The organism is Streptomyces gilvus (genome assembly GCF_022513565.1).
Lineage (GTDB): Bacteria > Actinomycetota > Actinomycetes > Streptomycetales > Streptomycetaceae > Streptomyces > Streptomyces gilvus.
In genome coordinates, this window is sequence record NZ_JAKWBE010000026.1 from 1 (window position 1) to 19,422 (window position 19,422).

General features: G+C 70.3%; 11 protein-coding genes and 1 pseudogene. 6 read left to right on the forward strand and 6 right to left on the reverse strand.

Annotation, left to right across the window (positions count from 1 at the left end; all coding sequences use genetic code 11):
- Window positions 1-460: Scr1 family TA system antitoxin-like transcriptional regulator (locus tag MKW14_RS30750; protein WP_240868070.1), on the reverse strand; the 460-nt coding region annotated here is incomplete at its 3' end.
- 162 nt (window positions 461-622) lie between these two features.
- Between MKW14_RS30750 and MKW14_RS30755 the strand changes: the two genes are divergently transcribed.
- From MKW14_RS30755 to MKW14_RS30765, 3 genes are all read left to right on the forward strand, one after another.
- A complete protein-coding gene (locus MKW14_RS30755) occupies window positions 623-847 on the forward strand; it encodes a hypothetical protein (protein ID WP_240868072.1) in 225 nt (74 codons plus the stop codon).
- Window positions 844-1,203, forward strand: coding sequence for an ATP-binding protein (locus tag MKW14_RS30760; protein WP_240868074.1), 360 nt, complete (start codon window positions 844-846; stop codon window positions 1,201-1,203). Before MKW14_RS30755 ends, MKW14_RS30760 begins: the two co-directional genes overlap by 4 nt.
- Before the next feature lie 389 nt (window positions 1,204-1,592).
- Window positions 1,593-6,050, forward strand: coding sequence for an RICIN domain-containing protein (locus tag MKW14_RS30765; RefSeq protein WP_276622310.1), 4,458 nt, complete (start codon window positions 1,593-1,595; stop codon window positions 6,048-6,050).
- Between the two features lie 1,337 nt (window positions 6,051-7,387).
- On the opposite strand, the gene MKW14_RS30770 is transcribed toward MKW14_RS30765, so the two are convergent.
- The 4 genes and pseudogenes from MKW14_RS30770 to MKW14_RS30785 form a co-directional block, all read right to left on the reverse strand.
- A complete protein-coding gene (locus tag MKW14_RS30770; protein ID WP_240868080.1) occupies window positions 7,388-8,605 on the reverse strand; it encodes an MFS transporter in 1,218 nt (405 codons plus the stop codon).
- Between the two features lie 98 nt (window positions 8,606-8,703).
- Window positions 8,704-9,652 (reverse strand): annotated as a pseudogene (locus MKW14_RS30775) (endonuclease/exonuclease/phosphatase family protein).
- 296 nt (window positions 9,653-9,948) lie between these two features.
- Window positions 9,949-10,581, reverse strand: a complete 633-nt coding sequence (locus MKW14_RS30780) for a TetR/AcrR family transcriptional regulator (protein WP_240868085.1) — start codon at window positions 10,579-10,581, stop codon at window positions 9,949-9,951.
- A 64-nt stretch (window positions 10,582-10,645) separates the two neighbouring features.
- Window positions 10,646-12,235 carry an MFS transporter gene (locus MKW14_RS30785; RefSeq protein ID WP_240868087.1) on the reverse strand — a complete coding sequence of 530 codons (1,590 nt, stop codon included), beginning with the start codon at window positions 12,233-12,235 and terminating at the stop codon, window positions 10,646-10,648.
- 255 nt (window positions 12,236-12,490) lie between these two features.
- Here MKW14_RS30785 and panB point away from each other — a divergent pair, with 255 nt between their 5' ends.
- The 3 genes from panB (at window position 12,491) to MKW14_RS30800 (ending at window position 15,364) form a co-directional block, all read left to right on the forward strand.
- The gene (gene panB / locus MKW14_RS30790) at window positions 12,491-13,357 is read left to right on the forward strand and encodes a 3-methyl-2-oxobutanoate hydroxymethyltransferase (protein WP_240868090.1); all 867 of its coding nucleotides are present in this window, start codon (window positions 12,491-12,493) and stop codon (window positions 13,355-13,357) included.
- A 163-nt stretch (window positions 13,358-13,520) separates the two neighbouring features.
- Complete coding sequence (locus tag MKW14_RS30795) at window positions 13,521-14,546, forward strand: ATP-binding cassette domain-containing protein (RefSeq protein WP_240868091.1); 1,026 nt, start codon at window positions 13,521-13,523, stop codon at window positions 14,544-14,546.
- A complete protein-coding gene (locus tag MKW14_RS30800) occupies window positions 14,543-15,364 on the forward strand; it encodes an ABC transporter permease (RefSeq protein ID WP_240868093.1) in 822 nt (273 codons plus the stop codon). The genes MKW14_RS30795 and MKW14_RS30800 overlap by 4 nt, the downstream gene beginning before the upstream one ends.
- Window positions 15,365-15,383: 19 nt before the next feature.
- Here MKW14_RS30800 and MKW14_RS30805 read toward each other — a convergent pair whose 3' ends face one another.
- Window positions 15,384-19,292, reverse strand: coding sequence for an AfsR/SARP family transcriptional regulator (locus tag MKW14_RS30805; RefSeq protein ID WP_240868095.1), 3,909 nt, complete (start codon window positions 19,290-19,292; stop codon window positions 15,384-15,386).
- Between the last annotated feature and the right edge of the window lie 130 nt (window positions 19,293-19,422).

Consider the following 19,422-nt stretch of genomic DNA (forward strand, 5'->3'; position numbering starts at 1 on the left):
GGTACTCCGGGGTGGAGTGGTCCTCCTCGAAGAGGCGGGCGCGGGCGAGCCTTGCGGTCACCTTCTCTTCGACCCACTCGTCGGTGGCCGCCGGGTGGGCCGCCCGGACCAGCGTCCGTGCGTATGGAGCGGTCTGGAGCAGTCCGGGGAAGATGATGGGGGACCACAGCTCAATGGATTCCGCGTACTTCTCCGCCTCCAAGGCCTTCTCGAAGTACGCGGCATGCGGTCCCCTCCGCGCCTTCCGCACATCCTCGCAATGCCGCTCGAAGAACCCGTCGGTCCGCAGCACCCGGTCCGCGTGCCGAGCCAGGTCGAGCGGCATCCGCCGTTCCCCGTGCTCGATGTCGCTGAGGTACGTCTTGCCATAGAAGCTGCCTTCGAGGAACGTCTCCAACGACATCCCCGCGGCTTCCCTCTTCCACCTCAACTCCTTGCCGTAGAAGGTCGGGACGCTCATCGAGCCGTCAATGTCCTTGCGTCGGACCACGCGCTCACCGCCGTAACTCACCGGGCCGTTTTCGCTGTTCGCGTCGCGGACGCGAAACGTCTTCCACGGTAGCGAGCTTGGCGACAGTCTGTGAGGCATTCGTCACACACCGCACAGAAGGTTGCCCCTCCCATGCCCGACCACTCCCCCACGGCCTACGACGTCACCCTCTGCGTCGAGAACCTCCGCACCGCCCTTGCCCTGCACGGCATCACGCTGCCCTCCCTGCGCGTGGACGTGCCGAGCTTCGCGAGCGCACAGACACCGCCCGCCGGCCTCGTCACGCTGGGGAACTGCAACACGGCCACGGCCCAGGCACTCGCCGCCGCCCTCCAGAAAACGGCGACCGAAGGATGACGTTCGAACTCAGGCTGCTCGCGACCCCGAAGGCCGTACCCGAAGTGCGCCACCACCTGCGCGCACTCGACTTCGAAGTCCGCCTGTGCGTCACGGAGTTGCTGACGAACGTGATCGACCACGTCGGCGAGGGCACACCCGTAACCATCCGCGTGACCGGCACGAGCTTCGGTCACACCCGTATCGAGGTCACCGATCCGGACCCACGCGCACTGCCCACCCTCCTGTCCGCCTCCGAAACAGCCGAGTCCGGCCGCGGCCTGGCGCTGGTCGACGTACTCGCCCGGCGTTGGGGCGTCGACCAGGGAGCGGACCACAAGACACTCTGGTGCGAACTGGCCACGCTGGGACCGTAACCGGTCAACCGTCCCGGCATACAGAAAACTCACAGGAACACCTGTACGAACACTTCCGTGTGTGCCTATGGTGATGCCGCGCATCTGCGGAGCCTGACCACTCCGTGGGCGCACATCAGTCAGCGACCGGGGGGACGCCGTCGCTCATGGGGGAAGGTGCCATCGCCATGCTGTCACCGTGGCCAAGCATGCGCGTAAGCCCATCCAGGGACCTGCGCCTCTGACATCCCGTGAGCCCCTGAAATCCACTGCTCTGCGGAGCATCGGCCGACCATCCGGCGCATACGCCTTCTGAAGAAGAAAGTGATGCCCCGTTGCCTTCTCGATCCCGAAGATCATTCACACCGACCGGTGGAAAGACAGGGCTCGTTGCCCGATTAGTCGTTCTACTGACCGCAGTGGCGGTCGTCGTGGGCCTTGCTGTCCGGCCCGGCCTAACAGGTCACAAGGACCTGGACCGCGCAAGCCTCGTGGGTGATTCCTACGACGGTTACGACACCAAGGCGGCTGAACAACTGCGTGGGGACCAGTGTCTTGCCGCTGACGTCCTCCGCAAGGGCGGACCGAATCTGTTCGCCCTCGCACAGGGTGCGATCGGGCTGCCGCCCGATCAGCTCCACCAGAAGCTCGACCGGGACCTCTACAACACCAACACCCCCCTGCACCAGGCCTTCTCCGCGGACGACACCAGCAGCGACCAGTGGGTCAAGAAGGTCGGAGACCAGGGGCAGGCCTGGGCCAGCACGGTCAGCGGTTTGGACTCCTACCCCGGCGCGCCGCAGGGAGCGAACAAGATCTTCGACCAGGTCGGGCTGCTTCCGTGGCTGTACCAGTCGTACTTCAGGTCGGTCGACCTGTTCTCCCCGTTTTACGAGACATCGCCTACCGCTGACGACAGCACGAAGGCTGCCGCCGTCACGATCGGCGACTCGCTGTACACCACCGGGGGGACTCCGGAGGAGCAGCAGGCGTGGGCGTTGTGGAAGAAGAACTCCGGCAAGATCGACCCCAATCAGCTGTTCGTTCCCCGGGTCTTCGCCGATGACGCCCGTATCTTCCTGTCCTCCGGTGGTTTCCCGCGCACGGCGCCTGCTCCGGACAGCCCGGAGTTCCGTATCGCGGTCGAGGACCTGAAGTCCCGCTTCGCCACCTGCGCCTGGCACGACCCGATCGACCCGGACCGGGTTCTCGGCAAGGAGGTCGCGCAGGCGTCCGCCGAGTGGCAGCAGGAGATCGCTTCCCAGGCCACGCAGCGCCGGCAGATCCTCGCCGCCAACGTCACCGCCACGAAGGCGTTGCAGGACGGCACCTTCGCCCTGGGCAAGGTCCTGGGCCAGTCGTGGATCGCGGACTACTCCACCCGTTGGCTGGACCACTACACCGAGGGCGGCCTCAACTGGATAGGTAACGCCCCTCTGGAGATCCAGGTGCCGGGCGCCGCCGGGAAGTGCCTGGAGGTCCAGGGGGCCGCCAAGACCAACGGCAGCCCGGTCCAGATCAATGCCTGCAACAGCAGCAGCGCAGCCCAGAAGTGGCAGCTCTGGGGCGTCTACGACGGCCACTACACCCTTCTCAACGTCAACGCGCAGAAATGCCTGGAGGTGCTGAACGGCGCCAACGCCAACGGCACGAAGATCCAGATCCGGGACTGCGGCAGCGGCAAGGCGCAGCAGTGGGCGTTCAGCGTCCGTGCCGCGGGCGAGCTGCGCAACATCGCCACGGACAAGTGCCTGGACCTGGCCACGTTCGACAACGGCAAGGACGCCCTGCTCAACGCGTGCAACGGCACCAAAGCACAGCAGCTCCGCATCGTCCCCAAGGGCCACACCGGCGCCGCGCCGGCGAAGGCCGACGTGGACAGGGCCAAGGCGAACGTGACGAACGCGCAGACGGAGGCGAAGAAGCAACTCGCCGCCGTCAAGGCGCAGCTCGCCGCCGCGCAGACGGCCGCCAACACCTCCGACACAGCCATGCAGACCGCCTACGGCATCGCCGACACCAATGGCGCACCCCGCGGCCGTGGTCTGTTGGTCGGCCTGCAGAAGGACCAGGTGACCAAGGGGTCGGTCGCCGCGCTGACGGCTATGGCGAAGGCCGCCGAGACGGCTGAGGCCGCCACCCGTGCCTCCGCTGGGGACAGCGCGACAATCACGCAGCGCGCGCTGGCGCAGGCGGCGCAGGTGCAGGCGGAGTTCCGGAAGAAGGCCGCCGAGACGGCCGAGTCGCAGGCCAAGGCAGCCGCCGACGCCGCGAAGATCCACCGGGACAACGCCAAGCAGGACAAGGAGACCGCGGAGGCCAAGCTCACCGCCGCCCTGTCAGCCGAGGGCGACGCCAAGGCTGCCGCAGCCGACGCCCACGCCAAGCGGCTCGCCGCCGAGGCCGAGGAGAAGACAGCCAAGGCGGAGAAGGAAACCGCCGCGGCCAAACAGGCCGAGGCAGCAGAACACAAGAAGAACGCCCAGACCCAGGCAACAGCGGCCCACGACGCCAAGGACAAGGCCGAGGCCGCCGAGAAGACCGCCGAGGGCAAGCGGGACGACGCGGTCACGGCCCGGGACAACGCCAAGGCCAAACGCGACGACGCCTGGGACGCCGAGCAGAAGGCCGCCGCCGCCCGAGCCAAGGCCGACGCCAAGGACGCCTACGCCGACTCCCTCGACGCCGGTGACGCGGCCGACGCCGCCCGCACCGCCGCCAACGAGGCGGACAAACACGCCGACGACGCCGAAGCCGCCGCGACGAAGGCCCGCTCCGAGGCCGACGCCGCCACCCAGGCTGCCGCCGACGCCGACGCAGCGGCCACCCGCGCCGAGGCAGCCGCCAAACGCTCCCGCTCCGACGCCGACGCCGCACAGGCGGACAAGCTGAAGGCCGACGCGGCGGTGAAGACCGCGACCAGCGCGGCCGCCGACGCCATCAAGGCCTCCCAGGACGCGGCCGCCGAGGCGAAGACCGCGGTCCAACTCGCCAACGAGGCCGAACAGCACGCCAAGGACGCCAGAACCCAGGCGGACGCGGCCAACACAGAAGCCGGCAAGGCCCTCGCCGCCTCGGCGAAGGCGGCGGGCTACGCCCACGTCACCGCGCAGGCGGCCGTGGACGCCGGCCAGGCGGCGGAGCAGGTCGCCGCACCGGCCAATGACGCCGTCCAGCTCGGCTCGCCGTATGTCGACACCGATTCGGTGGCCGGCCTGGTGGTGTTGACCGGCCAGGCGTCGAAGGCGATCGCCGACCAGCAGCAGGCCGTCGCCGACGCGCACGCCAAGAACGCCGCAGCCGAAGCCCAGGCAGCCAAGAATCTCGCCGACCAGGCCAAGGGCGACGCCAAGGAGGCCTACCAGCACGCAGCCAACGCCGCCCAGTACGCGGCCAACGCCCGCACCTACTCCAAGGAGGCCCTAGGCTACGCGGCCGACGCCGCGAAGGCCGCCTCAGCAGCGGCCGCGTCCCTGGCGCGCACCGTCGACTACGACAACCAGGCTGCCGCCGACGCAGCAGCCGCCGACAAGGCCGCCGGCAACGCCGAGGGCTACGCGAAGGACGCCCGCGACTCGGCCGACACCGCCGAACTCGACGCCGCAGCCGCCCGCTCCGCCGCCACCCAGGCCGAACAGGACGCCAAGGACGCCCGCTCCGCCGCCGACCGCGCCGACGCGGCCGCCACCGAGGCCGAACAGGCCGCCAAGGACGCCGACAAGTACGCGAAGGAGGCCCAGGACGCGGCCGACCGAACGGAACGGGAGGAGGCCAACAAGGCGGCATCCCAAGGGTCCGGTACGGGCATTCCCGGTGTGTTCGCCGTCCCGGACGAGTCGACCGTCCAGATCGTCAGCTCCAAGCAGATCGGCACCTGCCCGGGCATGCCGGATGCGGCCTTCCTGGGCTGCAACGCAACGTACGACCTAGTCGTCACCTACGAGGCCGACTTCTACCTGTGCACCGACGACCAGGCCCAGGCCACGGCCGACGGATGCCCGAAGTCGGCTTGGCAGTTCCTTCAGCGGTCAACGCTGAAGAACGTCAAGATCGACAACTGGCAACACCACTTCTCCGGCAAGGACATCGTCCGCGCCGGATGGCAGAGCCTGTTCGGCGATGTGCCCGGAGCGATCCTGTTCTCCTTCTTCGCCGAAGACATGATGGACTGCCTCCACGGCAGCGCCAGCGGCTGCGCCTGGGCGTACGCGACCTACGTCCCAGTGGAAAACGCACTCAGCGACATGGCCAAAGCAGTCAAAGAATTCACCCTCGCGACCAAGAGCGGCGAAGGATTCGAAGACGCCTGGAAGAAGCTACGCGCCCTCAGCCTCTCCGACGACGCCATCGCTGGCATCGCCAACAAGGCGCTCAAGACCCTCAGCAAGGCATGCGAGGCCGTCAGGGCGCCTCACGCCATACGCTCCAGCGCTCCCGAGCGCTGCTGGGTGGTGAAGGGCGGACCAGGAATCTGGACGTGGGTCAAGGACGAGGTGAAGGATCCAACAAATGCCTCAGTACTGTACGAGGAGCGGATCACGGGCGTCCCTCAAGGGTTCGGCTACGTCATCCACGACACCCCGAACGCCAAGGGAGTCGTCAAGTTCGACGGATACAAGGACGGCGTGCTTCTGGATGCCAAGGGCTACGAGTACGCGAAGTTCGTCAAGGACGGAAAGTTCGTTCCCTGGTTCAACGGTAGGCGCACGCTTGTGGAACAGGCCAACCGCCAGCTCAACGCCGTGAAGGCTGCGGGAACAAACACACCCATCCGGTGGGAGATAGCAGAGCCTGAGGCATATACCGCGATGAAGGACCTCTTCGCGGAAAATGGAATAACTGGGATCACTCTCGTGTACACGCCGTAGCAGCGTGAGCCGGGGAGCCCCCAAGGGGAGGGGGCTCCCCCGCATGCCGGTAGTGTCTTCCAGAACCTCTGAGCGAAGCGAGATTCCCGTTGAGCGAAGCCGTCCTCCACATCATTCCGTCAGACCCGTGCTGGCAGCCCGATCAAGCGGCAATCAGCCGTGCAGTCACGCTTGTGGAGAAGCTGTGTCCTGATCCGCTGGGACCCATCGAAGTGGAACAGAGCGACCTTCCGCAGTTCATCAATGGTGCCGGCCTGGAGTCCCTGTCGTGTCCTCGATGTGGAACTCAGCTGGACTTCCAGGGGTGGTGGATGGCCAGGATGGAAGAGGCATACCAGGGCAACAGCGTCTCAAGCCTTTCCGTGACGACTCCCTGTTGCGATACCGACACCACACTGAATGACCTTGTATATGACGTTCCTTCTGGTTTCTCACGATTCGGGATCACGGTGTGGAGTCCCAACAGGGGCATGCTGAGCGGCGATGAGCTGGACAGGATCGGTGACGTCTTGGGCCAAACGGTCCGACAGGTCTGGTCTCGCATCTGATGAGGCCAGACCGGGGTCTGATCGACGCCGCTCGTCGCGGTCGGCCACGGACTTCGAGATGCCGAACAGCGGAGCAGGGCGGGCTCAGCACAGTGAACGGGCCTGTCCAGGACGGCTGCGACGCCGCGTTCACACCAGCTGCGCGTTGATCACTGACCACCACATCGATGCCGGGCTGGGCTGATCACCCACCTTCCCGGCCGCCGACCAGGCGGCGACGCCACCAGAGGTCACAACGCCACTGCCGATGAGCCACGAACGGATCCGGCAGCGTGCGCGCCAGGTACCTGGCGTCCAGCACGCGGACTCGCTGTTCCAACTCAGCGCGGGCCCGGGAAGGCAACTGCCGCATGACCTCATCAGGCATGTCGCGGGCGTGCCGCACGTCATCGAAGGAACAACCTCGGCACGAACACTCCGACTCCTGCGGATAGAGCGGCCGCCGTCCCGGTGTTTGCAGAAACGCTCGATACCGTCGCAGAGCGCGGTCACCGGCACCGGGGTAGACGTAGTAGCCGCCCGAGAGCCTCTCAACTCGATCTACGGCGACGCTGGTCCGGGCAGAGACCGTGGATACGGTGTAGAGGCACGCTCCACGCGACACGAGGGGACTGTTCAGCCCGCAGCGCGCCCCGCCGTCAATCCTTAGGTCGAGCCTCGCCGGGACAGCGCGGCGGAGCTTCCTCTCGCATGAGCCACCCGCCGAGCAACCTATTGGCGTGGACGGGCAAGCACCCGACAAAGACCGGCAGGAGACCAGCGGCGACGCGCCACGGCCCTCCGCCGCCCTCACCGGTGCAATACCTCCGAAGCCTCCGGCAGACGTACGGCGACCAGTCGTCCCGTCCGGGTGGGCGGAACGCGGCGCCGGTCCACCGCGTACGCGACCCCCGCGACGCCCAGCCCCAGCACCGCCAGCGCCGCGCCCGCCAGGGCCGGGGACGTCGCTCCGAAGCCCGCGGCCAGGGCGACGCCACCGATCCAGGCTCCGCCGGCGTTCGCCAGGTTGAAGGCCGCCTGGTTGGCCGAGGACGCCAGCGACGGGGCCGCCGACGCCTTCTCCATGACCATCAGTTGGAGCGGGGAGCCCGTGATGAAGGCCGCCGCGCCGAGGAGGACGACCGCGAGTGCGGCGGTCCAGCGGGCGTTCATCAGGAGCGGGAAGAGGGCGAGGACGCTCGCCAGGGAGACCAGGCCGCCGAAGAGGGTGCCGCGCAGGGAGTGGTCCGCGAGGCGGCCGCCCAGCAGGTTGCCGGCCGTCGCACCGACGCCGAACAGGGCCAGCAGCAGCGTGACGCTGGACTCGGCGTATCCGGCGGCGCCGGTGAGCATCGGGGTGATGTAGCTGTAGGCGGCGAACAGCGCGCCGAAGCCGGCGACGGTGGTGCCGAGGGCGAGCCAGACGGGGAGCGAGCGCAGGGCCGACAGTTCGCGGCGCAGCCCGGCGGCCGGTGCGTGGGTGTGGTCGTGCGGGATCAGGGCGGCCAGCGAGGCGATCGCGGCCAGCCCGATCGCGCTGACGCCGAGGAAGGTGGCCCGCCAGCCCAGGTGCTGGCCCATGAGCGTGGCGACGGGCACGCCCGCGATGTTGGCGACCGTCAGGCCGAGGAACATCAGCGAGACCGAGCGGGCCTTGCGCTCCGGCGCGACCATGGTCGTCGCGACGACGGCGCCGACGCCGAAGAAGGCGCCGTGCGGCAGGCCGCTGAGGAAGCGGGCGGCCAGCAGGGAGTCGTAGCCGGGGGCGAACGCGGACAGCGCGTTGCCCGCGACGAACAGCGCCATCAGGCCGATCAGGACCGTGCGGCGCGACATCCGGGCGGTGAGCGCGGCGAGGAGCGGGGCGCCGATCACGACGCCCAGCGCGTACGCCGAGACGAGGTGCCCGGCGGTGGGGATCGAGATGTGCAGGTCGTCCGCGACGTCGGGCAGCAGGCCCATCATCACGAACTCGGTGGTGCCTATGCCGAAAGCGCCGACGGCCAGTGCGAGCAGGGCCAGGGGCATGAAGGGGCCTGTTCCTTTCGGATTGTGCAGGGGGACGTGTTCCGCAAGTGTATGTTCACTCGCGGAACAAAGCCTCTCAGGCCCGGTATTCCAGCGGGTTACGAGCTGGTGTCGAGGTTCACACGGGCGGCCACCGGAAGGTGGTCGCTGCCGGTCGCGGGCAGCGTCCAGGAGCTGACCGGTTCGATGCCCTGGACCATGATCTGGTCGATCCGCGCCATCGGGAACGAGGCCGGCCAGCTGAACCCGAAGCCGTTGCCCGCCGCGCCCTGTGTGGAGCGCATCTGGGAGGTGACGCCGTTGAGGGAGCGGTCGTTCATGGTGCCGTTGAGGTCACCGAGCAGGATCTTGCGCGGCAGCTTCTCGTCGGCGATGGCCTCGCCCAGCGCGTCGGCGCTCTTGTCCCGCTGACGGGCGGTGAACCCGGCCTCCAGTTTGACCCGGACCGAGGGCAGATGGGCGACGTAGAAGGCGACCGGGCCCTCGGGCGTGGTCACCGTGGCGCGCATGGCGCGGGTCCAGCCGAGCTTGATGTCGACGGCCCGCACGTCGCTCATCGGGTACTTGCTCCACAGCCCGACGGTGCCCTGGACCGAGTGGTACTTGTACGTCGCCTCCAGCGCCCGCTCGTAGACCGGGACGGCCGTCGCGGTCAGCTCCTCCAGGGCCACCACGTCCGCGCCGGAGGCGGCCACGTCACGGGCGGTGCCGGACGGGTCGGCGTTGTCGGCGTTGACGTTGTGCGTGGCGACGGTGAGGTCGCCGCCGCTGCCGGTCTTGTCGCTGAGCAGTCCGCCGAAGAGGTTCAGCCAGACGGCCACCGGCACCAGCAGCGCGATCAGCGCGGTGGCCGACTTGCGTACCAGGGCCAGCAGGAGCAGCACCGGGATCAGCAGGCCCAGCCAGGGCAGGAAGGTCTCGGTGAGACTGCCCAGGTTGCCCACCCGGTTGGGGATCCGGGCGTGCAGCAGCATGACGAGGGCGAGGGTCACCGCGAGCGCGGCGATCACGATGCCGCGCCGCCAGATTCTGGGGTCGCCGCGCCAGCCGGAGAACAGACGTGCCATCAGGCGCCGGACCCGGTCTCTACGGCGCTCGGGTCCCGAGCCTCCGTTGTCCGTCTCCGTCATGTACGCCTGCTGCGCCATACCGTGTCGCCTCACTGCCTGCCGTGCACACCATCCGTCACCCGCGAAGGGGGGTCCCTAAGACCCTAGGGGATGATCGGCTCCGTTCCGCCGCCCCAGGACGGCCGTACGGGCAGTGGGACGTGGAAGCCGGTCCGAGGGGTTCCGCATCGGCGGGCGGTAAGCGTGTTCTGTGACGGAACGCGCACATTCGGGCTACGCGGCCGGTGAACTGACGGGCCGTAGCCCTTCGAGCAGGGTGTCGACGATCTCCTCCGACAGGCCGTCAGGGAGCTCGGCGTCGGGGCGCATCAGGGTCCGGAAGAGCATCGGGCCGACGAACATGTCGTTCAGCAGCTCGACGTCCAGGTCGGTGCGCAGCTCGCCCTCCGCCTGGCCGCGGCGCAGGATCGAGATCTGCAGCTCGCGCCGCGGCGCGACGACCGTCGCGTCGTACGCGGCCCATATCTTCGGGCTGCTCTTCATCTGGGCGTACACGTTGTGCAGGAGGACCGACGCCCGGGTCATCAGACCGCGCTGGCGCAACTGCTCCAGCAGGGCCACCAGGTCGTCGCGCATGGAGGTGCCCGGCAGCTCGGGGCCGGGGGGCTCGGCGCTGCGGACGACGTCGACGAACAGCTCCTCCTTGCCGCTCCAGCGGCGGTAGATGGTGGCCTTGCCGACCCCGGCGGTCCGCGCGATGCGCTCGATGGAGAGCTCGGCGAGCGGGACGCCGTCCTCCAGGAGCTTCATGACCCCTTCGATGACGGCGCGTTCGACCGCCTCGCTGCGGGGGCGTCCCCGGACGGGGACCGCCCCGGGGGCGGCTGGGCTGTCGGCGAGGCTCACGTGTGTCGTCCCTTCGTCGTGCTGGAGCGATTCTCCCTGCTGCCCCCCAGTGCGACGGAAGACGCTATTCCGTCGCGGTCACCAACTCCTGGTGCTCCTCGCCCTTCTGACGCGCCGGGGGCTTGCCCGGCAGGAACCAGAACGCCACCACCGCGCCGAGCAGCGCGACGACGGTGCCGCACAGGGCGGTGACGTGCATGGCGTGCAGGAAGGCGTCGTTGGCCGGGGTGACCAGCGCCTTGCCGCGGGGACCGAGCTTCGTGGCGACGCCGAGGGTGGCCTCGATGGACTCGGCGGCGGTGTCCCGCAGACCGGGCGGCAGGAGGCCGAGCTTGCCCTCGATGCCGTTGCGGTAGGCGGTGGACAGCACCGAGCCGAGGACGGCGATGCCGAGCGCGCCGCCGACCTGGCGGAAGGTGTTGCTCAGCGCGGAGGCGGAGCCTGCCTTCTCGCGCGGCAGGGCCTGCATGATGACCACGCTGGTCGGGGTCATCACATGCGCCATGCCGGTGCCCATGAGGAAGAAGACGACCTCCAGCACCCAGATGGGGGTGTCCGCCTCGAAGCCCGCGAACGCGGCGAGCATGCCCGCGAGCAGCAGCAGACCGCCGCCGGTGGTGACCTTGTTGCCGAACCGGTCGACGAGCAGCCGGGCGCGCGGCGCGAAGATCAGTTGCGCGGCGGCCAGCGGCAGCATCAGCACACCGGACTGCAGCGGCGAGTAGCCGCGCACGCTCTGGGTGTAGAAGACGGCGAAGAACGTCACGCCCATCAGCGCGAAGAAGACCAGCGCGATGGCGGCCATGGCGGCCGAGAACACCTTGTTCTTGAAGTAGGTGACGTCGAGCGAGGGGTGGTCGCTGCGCTTCTCGAAGACCACGAATCCGGCGAGCACGAGCAGACCGGCGGCGATGGTGGACAGCACCTGGGGGTCGGTGAAGTCGGCGAGCTGGCCGCCCTTGATGATGCCGTACACCAGCAGGACCAGGCCGACGACGGACAGCACGACGCCGATCGGGTCGATGCGGCCGGGCCTCGGGTCGCGGGAGTCGGGCACCAGCCAGACCATCAGCACGAGCGCGAGGATCACGATCGGGACGTTGATGAGGAAGACCGAGCCCCACCAGAAGTGGTCCAGGAGCAGACCGCCGGTGATCGGGCCGATGGCGATGGCGAGGCCGACGCCGCCGGCCCAGATGCCGATGGCCTTGGGCTGCTCCTCGCGCTCGAAGACGTTCATCAGGACGGCGAGGGTGGCCGGCATCACGAAGGCCGCGCCGAGCGCCATCAGCGCGCGGAAGGCGATCAGCTGGGCCGGTGAGCCGGACTCGGCGGCGAGCGCGGAGCCGGTGCCGAACACGACGAGACCGCCGAGCAGCACCTTCTTGCGGCCCACCCGGTCGCCGATGAGGCCGGAGGTGAACAGCAGGCCGGCGAAGACGAGCGTGTAGGCGTTGATCGCCCACTCCAGCTCGCTCTGCGTGGCGCCGAGGCCCGTGGGGGCCGGGGTGGAGATCGTCTTGATGGCGACGTTCAGGATGGAGTTGTCGAGCACCACTATCAGCAGGCTCAGCATCAGAACGCCGAGGATCGCCCAGCGCCGCCGGTGCACGGCTTCGGGTATCCGGGTGGCAGGGGCGGGTGCAGAGGTCATGTGGTCCAGCCTAGGCACGTCCGGCGCCATTCCGATACGGGACCGTCTCGTATCGGAATTGTTTTTACTCCATCCTTACGCGAGCGTCCCTCGAGCGTGGGGCGACCGGTCCTCGAGCGTGGGGCGAGCGGCCCTCGTGTCACGTGACCGGGGTCCTTCGGGGAGCCTCTGGCCCTCACCGGCACGAAGTGCCACCATGGGGGTGATCCGGGGACGCCGGCAGGGCGCCTCGAGATGACTGAAGGAGCCGTTGCAATGACGCAGCTTTCGGCTGCCCACGCGAAGCCCTCCGACGGCAGCAAGACGCTGTACGGGGGCAAGGGCACCCGCCGTATCACCGTTCGCGACATCGCCCTCGCCAAGGAACGCGGCGAGAAGTGGCCCATGCTCACCGCCTACGACGCGATGACCGCGTCCGTCTTCGACGAGGCCGGGATCCCGGTGATCCTCGTCGGCGACTCGGCGGGCAACTGCCACCTCGGGTACGAGACGACCGTGCCCGTCACGCTGGACGAGATGACCATGCTGTCGGCGGCCGTCGTCCGCGGCACACAGCGCGCGCTGATCGTCGGCGACCTCCCCTTCGGCTCCTACCAGGAGGGGCCGGTGCAGGCGCTGCGCTCGGCGACCCGGCTGGTCAAGGACGCCGGGGTCGGGGCGGTCAAGCTGGAGGGCGGCGAGCGCTCGCACGAGCAGATCCGGCTGCTGGTGGAGGCCGGGATCCCGGTCATGGCCCACATCGGGCTCACCCCGCAGTCCGTGAACGCGATGGGCTACCGGGTGCAGGGCCGCGGCGAGGAGGCGGCGCAGCAGCTGCTGCGCGACGCCAAGGCCGTGCAGGACGCGGGCGCCTTCGCGGTGGTCCTGGAGCTGGTTCCGGCGGAGCTCGCGGCCGAGGTGACGCGGGTGCTGCACATCCCGACGGTCGGCATCGGCGCGGGTCCGGAGACGGACGCGCAGGTACTAGTGTGGACCGACATGCTGGGGCTGACGTCCGGCCGGGTCCCGAAGTTCGTCAAGCAGTACGCGAACCTGCGCGAGGTCATGGGCAACGCGGTCAAGGAGTTCGCGGAGGACGTCGTCGGCGGCACCTTCCCGCTCGAGGAGCACTCCGTCCACTGACTCCCCACTGACTCCGTCCCCTAGAGCCACAGCGGCACAGAGGCAGCCCGCCGATCTTCCCCCGTCGGCGGGCTGCTGCTTTGTCGGCGGCCTGTCGGCGCCGACATATCGCTGTCGGTCGTCTGTCGGTCGTTTGTCGGTGGCGCCTGGCACCGTTCTCGGCATGACACGAATCGACAAGAACTCCAGCGGCGGCGACAACGCCGTCACCGTGCGGGGGATGGTCAAGCACTACGGCGAGACCAAGGCGCTGGACGGGGTCGACCTGGACGTGCGCGAGGGCACCGTGATGGGTGTCCTCGGGCCGAACGGCGCCGGAAAGACCACCCTCGTACGGATTCTGTCCACTCTGCTGAGCCCGGACGCCGGTCAGGCGACCGTCGCCGGGTACGACGTACTGCGCCAACCCCGCCAGCTGCGCCGGGTCATAGGACTGACCGGGCAGTACGCCTCCGTCGACGAGAAGCTCCCCGGCTGGGAGAACCTCTACATGATCGGGCGCCTGCTCGACCTGCCGCGCAAGGACGCCCGGGCCCGCGCCGACGAGCTGCTGGAGCGGTTCTCGCTGACGGACGCCGCCAAGCGGCCCGCGAGCACCTACTCCGGCGGTATGCGGCGCCGGCTCGACCTCGCCGCCTCCATGATCGGCCGGCCCCAGGTGCTGTTCCTGGACGAGCCGACGACCGGACTCGACCCCCGTACCCGCAACGAGGTGTGGGACGAGGTCAAGGCCATGGTGGGCGAGGGCGTGACCGTGCTGCTGACCACCCAGTACATGGAGGAGGCCGAGCAGCTCGCCTCCGAGCTGACCGTGGTCGACCGGGGCAAGGTCATCGCCGGAGGCGGTATCGAGGAGCTGAAGGCGAAGGTCGGCGGCCGGACGCTGCGGGTGCGGCCCGCCGATCCGGCGCAGCTGCGGCCGCTCGCCGCCGCTCTCGACGAGCTCGGCATCACCGGCCTCGCGACCACGACCGTCGACACCGACAGCGGGGCCGTCCTGGTCCCGATCCTCAGCGACGAGCAGCTGACCGCCGTGGTCTCGGCCGTGACCGCCCGCGGCATCACGCTCTCCTCCATCACCACCGAACTGCCCAGCCTGGACGAGGTGTTCCTCTCCCTCACCGGCCACCGCGCCAGTGCCCCGCAGGACACCGTGCCCGCCGACACCCGCGAGGAGGTCGCCGTATGAGCGCCGCCACCGTCACCGTAACCGCCACCGCGTCCGACGCCCGCATCCCGCTGCGCGGACACCTGCGCCACACCGGCGCCCTGATCCGCCGCAACCTGCTGTGGATCCGGCAGGACCCCGAGTCGATGTTCGACGCCCTGCTGATGCCGGTCGTCTTCACCCTGCTGTTCGTGTACGTCTTCGGCGGCTCGATCGGACAGGCGCTGGGCGGCGGTCAGGACGGGTACGTCCAGTACGTCATCCCGGGCATGATCGCGATGATGAGCATGACGCTCTCCCAGGGCGTCGGCACCGGCTTCAGCCAGGACTTCAACTCCGGTGTCATGGACCGCTTCCGGTCCCTGCCGATCGGACGCGGCTCGGTGCTGTTCGCCAAGATCACGGTGGAGCTGCTGCGGATGCTGTTCGCGACGACCGTGCTGATGGTCGTCGCCGTGCTCGTCGGCTTCCACATCCATCACTGGGGCGGTCTGCTGGCGGCCGTGGGCCTGTCCGCGGTGTTCGCCTCGTCGATCATGTGGGTGTTCCTCACCCTCGGTGTGGTCCTGAAGAACGCCCAGTCCGTGCAGGCGATGGGCTTCCTGGTGCTGTTCCCGCTGCAGTTCGGCTCGTCGATCTTCGCGCCGACGAAGTCCATGCCGGGCTGGCTGCAGGCCTTCACCGACTACAACCCGCTCTCCACGCTCGCCGACGCGGCGCGCGGACTGATGGTGGGCGGCCCGGTCGCGCACGACCTGTGGGTGACGCTGGGCTGGTCGGTGGCGATCACGGCGGTCGCCGCGCCGTACGCGATCCACAAGTTCCGCACCAAGAGCTGACGTCGGGCTCCGGTGCGCGTCACACGAGGGCGGCGGCCTCCTCCACGGAGAGGTCGCCGCCCTCCGCGTACGCCGACTCGTAGGCCGCGTCGCCGAGCACCGCGCGCAGCTCCCGCTCGGCCCCGGACCGCATGGTGCGCTCGATGGTCGTCGGGACATGGGTGGGCGGCAGCATGCTGTCCCCGGCCCGCAGACAGCGGGCGCCGTCGCGGGCGCGGGCACCGCCGTCGGCCCCGGCGAGGGCGAGCGCGGCGGTGTGCAGGTACATGGTGCGCATCTGGGGGGCGATGGTCAGGGCCAGCGGGTCCCCGGACTTCTCCAGCGCCCGGCGGACCAGGCCCAGGCACTCCTCGTAACAGCCGTCCATGGCCTCCAGCCAGGCCTCGGAGCCGAGGATGAAGGCGTCGAAGATGACGAAGTGCGCGATGCCGAACTGCTCGCGCAGCAGCCGGAGTTGCTCGCGCGCCTCGGGGATGCGCCCGGTCAGGCCGAGCCAGCCGGCGAGGAACATCCGGGAGGCGGGCATCGCCTCGTTGCGGGCGCCGTCCCGGTCCGCGATCACATCGCGCAGCAGGCGCTCGCCGCGCTCGGCCTGCCCTGTCTCCAGCAGTGCGCTGCCCAGCCGGGCGTTGAGCACGGTCTTCTGGGCGCGGGCGCCGAGCCGGTCGGCCCGCTCGATGGCCCGTTCGTAGTCGGCGGCGGCCGCGTGCCACTTCCCCTTGCGCTCATGGGACTCGGCGCGTGCGGAGAGCGCCTCGGCGGTGCCCCACAGGTCGCCGAGCCGCTCGTAGATGGCCAGCGCCTCCTCGGCGTCGCGGATGGCGTCGCCCGCCCAGTCGGAGCGGTTGGCGAGGAGGTTGGCCCGCATCTGGAGGGCCGCGGCGAGCTCCCACTCGTAGCCCGGGGTGGTCCGGCAGGTCTCGACGGTGGCCAGGACGACGTCCTGCAACCGTTCCATGTCCCCGGTGAGCAAGATGGCGAAGAACCAGAAGGAGCCCGGCAGCCGGCAGGTCTGCGGCATTCCGGGCTCGTAGGTGGCGGCGATGGAGCGCAGCTTCGTCTGCGCGTGCTGGTTCTCCCAGGCGTCCAACTCGGAGTCCATGCAGGCGAGATGGACGAGATGGATACCGCGCCGGGCCTCCTCCAGGACCTCGCCGCTCCACGGCGGCGGGGTGTCCGTGCAGCGCTCCCAGACCGGTGCCGCGGGGCGGACCGGCTCGGTGAAGGGGTCGGGGCCCAGCTCCTGGACCTCACTCGCCCAGTTGCGGGCCTCGATGCGCAGGTCGCGCATCTGCCAGTACCAGGAGAGCGACAGGACCAGGCAGAGCCCTTCCTGCTCGTCCCGGTCGGCGACGGCCCGGCGCAGGGCGGTGCGGAGGTTCTCGTACTCGCGCTCCAGGCGCCGGACGGCGGCGAGTTGGCCGGGGCCGCGCAGCAACGGGTCGGTGGTGCGGGCGAGTTCGCGGTAGTACGTCAGATGCGCGCGCTCGGCGGCGGAGCGGGCGCCGGCCGTCTCGTCGAGGCGTTCGCCGGCGTACTCGGCGACGGTCTCCAGGAGCCGGTAGCGCATCTCGCCGTCGGCCTCGTCGCGTGAAGGCGCCGCCACGACAAGGGACTTGTCGACGAGGGAGCCGAGCGCCTCCAGCGCGGCGGGGCCGCAGACCGCCTCGGCGGCGGCGAGATCACACCCGCCGGCGAACACCGACAACCGCCGCAGGACGTCGCGTTCCTCCTCGTCGAGCAGGTCCCACGACCAGTCGACGACGGCCCGCAGGGTCTGCTGGCGGGGCAGGACGGTACGGCTGCCGGAGGTGAGCAGCCGGAAGCGGTCGTCGAGCCGGTCAGCGATCTGACGTGGTGTCAGCATCCGTAGCCGGGCGGCGGCGAGCTCGATGCCGAGGGGCAGGCCGTCGAGGCGGCGGCAGATCTCGGCGCACGCCGCGGGATCGTCCTCGACCCGGAACCCCGGCCGTGCGGCCGCTCCCCGGTCGGCGAACAGCCGCAGCGCGACCGGTTCGGGCAGCGGCTCCACCGGCCGCAGCAACTCCCCCGGTACGCCGAGGGGTTCGCGGCTGGTGGCCAGTACCGTCAGCTCGGGGCAGCGCTCCAGCAACTCCTCCACGAGCCGCGCGGCGGCCTCGACGACGTGCTCGCAGTTGTCGAGGACGATCAGCATGCGCCGCCGGCCGCAGTGCTCCGCCAGCCGCTCCACCGGGTCGTCGTGCCGGTCGTTCCCGGCCGCCCGCATGGCCTCGGCGCCGGCGCCGTGGAGCACGGTCTCCCGGGCGCCCACAGCGGTCAGCACGGCCTCCGGTACGGCGTCCGGGTGGTCGACGGGAGCGAGTTCGGCCAGCCACACCCCGTCCCGCGCACCGTCCCGCACGGCCTCGGCGGCCTCCTGCGACAACCGCGTCTTCCCGGCCCCACCGGGCCCGAGCAACGTGACCAGCCGAGCCGCACCGAGGTCCCCCCGGATGGCCTCGATGTCGGCTTCCCGCCCGACGAAGGAGGTGAGCCGGGCGCGGAGGTTGCCGGGGGGCTGGGGGGTGGGGGCGGGGGTGGCGGCCGTGGCGGAGGCGGGGGCGGGGGCGGAGGGGCTGGTGGGGTTGGGGGCGCCGTCATCGGGGGCGGGCGGGGTGTGGGCGGCCGTCGGGTGAGCGCCCGTGGTGAAGCCGGGCGTGCTCGAAGCGGGCGTGCCCGGAGCAGGCGTGCCGGGGGCGGGCATTCCGGAAGCGGTTGCGCCCGAAGCAGGCATGCCGGAAGCGGTTACACCCGAAGCGGGCGTGCCAGGGGCGGGCATTCCGGAAGCGGTTACACCCGAAGCAGGCATGCCGGAAGCGGTTACACCCGAAGCAGGCGTGGCGGGGGCGGTCGCGGCTGAAGCCGTCGCGCCAGAAGCGGTCGCGCCCGAAGCAGGCGTGGCGGGGGCGGGCGTGCCGGAGGCTGCGCCGTCTGCGCCCGGACCGGCGTGCGCGCTCGGGGCGGGTGTCATGCCGGGGGCGAGGAATTCGCCTGGCCTGGATGCCGCACCCGGCCTGGATGCCGCACCCGGCCTGGATGGCACGCCCGGCCCTGATGCCGCACCCGGCCGGGATGCCACGCCCGGCCCTGCTGCCGCGCCCGGCCGGGATGGCATCCCCGGCCGGGATGACGTCCCGGGCGCTCCCCCGCCACCCGGCGCGTACCACTCCTCCGGGCCTTCCGGGTGGAGCAACTCCCCGTACAGGGACCTCAGTTCGGGGCCGGGGTCGGCTCCCAGCCGGTCCGCGAGCAGTTGTCGTACGTCCTCGAAGGCGGCCAGGGCCTCCGCCGTGCGGCCGGCGTCGCGCAGGGCGCGCAGGCGCAGGGACTGGAGGGGTTCGTCGAGGGGGTGGGCGTCGCACAGGGCGGTCAGTTCGGGCAGCGACTGTTCGGCCTGGCCCAGGGCGAGCGCGGCGGTGTGGCGGGCGCGCAGGGCGTCGAGGCGGCGGTTCTCCAGACGGGCCGTCTGCGCGGTGCCGTCGGGGAGGTCGGCGAGGACGGGGCCGTGCCACAGGGCGAGGGCGTCGTCGAGGGCACCGGCCGCCTTGGCGGGGTCGCCGTCGGCCAGGGCACGGGTGCCCTCGCCGGTGAGCCGTTCGAAACGGTGCAGGTCGACGTCGTCGGGCGGGGCGGTGAGGCGGTAGCCGCCCTCCACCGAGGCGATCGCGTCCGCGCCGAGCGCCCGCCGCAGCCGTCCGACGAGCGCCTGCAGCGCGCCCGACGCGTCGGCGGGCGGGTCGCCGTCCCAGACCTCGTCGACGAGCGTGCGGACGGGCACGGTGCGGCCGGCCCGCAGGGCGAGCACGGTGAGCAGGGCACGCAGCCGCGCCCCGCCGACGGCGACGGGGCTGCCGTCCGGCCGGAACGCCTGGGCTGTACCGAGGATGCGATAGCGCACGGGGTCCATTGTCTCCGGTGGCTCGGGGGCCGGTCACGGGATTCGGTCGGGCGGGGTGGCGGAGTGGCGGAGTGGCGGGGTGGCGGGGTGGCGGGGTGGCGGGGGCGAAGCCGGAGCACATGGCCCGTCCGAGCCATGC

Bases quoted from the DNA above. Each gene is read 5' to 3' on its own strand.
- MKW14_RS30760 (WP_240868074.1), top strand. From the start codon at position 844: ATGACGTTCGAACTCAGGCTGCTCGCGACCCCGAAGGCCGTACCCGAA.
- MKW14_RS30805 (WP_240868095.1), bottom strand. From the start codon at position 19,292: ATGGACCCCGTGCGCTATCGCATCCTCGGTACAGCCCAGGCGTTCCGG.
- MKW14_RS30800 (WP_240868093.1), top strand. From the start codon at position 14,543: ATGAGCGCCGCCACCGTCACCGTAACCGCCACCGCGTCCGACGCCCGC.
- MKW14_RS30795 (WP_240868091.1), top strand. From the start codon at position 13,521: ATGACACGAATCGACAAGAACTCCAGCGGCGGCGACAACGCCGTCACC.
- panB (WP_240868090.1), top strand. From the start codon at position 12,491: ATGACGCAGCTTTCGGCTGCCCACGCGAAGCCCTCCGACGGCAGCAAG.
- MKW14_RS30770 (WP_240868080.1), bottom strand. From the start codon at position 8,605: ATGCCCCTGGCCCTGCTCGCACTGGCCGTCGGCGCTTTCGGCATAGGC.
- MKW14_RS30785 (WP_240868087.1), bottom strand. From the start codon at position 12,235: ATGACCTCTGCACCCGCCCCTGCCACCCGGATACCCGAAGCCGTGCAC.
- MKW14_RS30755 (WP_240868072.1), top strand. From the start codon at position 623: ATGCCCGACCACTCCCCCACGGCCTACGACGTCACCCTCTGCGTCGAG.